This window comes from Salinimicrobium oceani, from assembly GCF_012037645.1.
This window is the reverse complement of the sequence record NZ_JAAVJR010000667.1, coordinates 1-443: the sequence shown is the minus strand read 5'-3', so window position 1 is coordinate 443 and position 443 is coordinate 1. Positions and strand designations below refer to the sequence as shown.

The following is a 443-nucleotide window of genomic DNA, read 5'->3' as shown; positions in this document are numbered from 1 at the left end:
ACAGCCAGGGTGCGGGCAATGCAAAGCCGCTGTTGCTGCCCACCGGAAAGCGCCAGGGCCGATCTATTTATGTTATCCTTTACCTCATTCCAAAGCCCTACCTGCTTAAGAGAATCTTCCACCTTATCCTTCAGGTAAGTTTTATCTTTAATTCCCTGGATCTTTAGGCCATAGGCAACATTTTCATAGATGGATTTGGGAAACGGGTTGGGTTTTTGAAACACCATCCCCACCTGCTTTCTAAGCTGTTCTACATTGATGTTTTTCCTGTAAATGTTCTCGCCATCAATGAGGATATCCCCTTCCATTCTAAAGCCGTCCACATAATCATTCATACGGTTGAACAATCGCAGAAAAGTGGATTTTCCACATCCCGAAGGGCCAATAAAAGCGGTGATCTTATTCGCTCTTATGTTCATGTCGATCCCTTTAATCGCCATAAA

Annotated in this window: 1 protein-coding gene; it reads right to left on the bottom strand. The window is 44.2% G+C overall.

The features are described from left to right. Positions 1-443, bottom strand: a 443-nt coding sequence (locus HC175_RS18790) for a phosphate ABC transporter ATP-binding protein (protein WP_209310099.1), incomplete at both ends; no start/stop codon positions are given.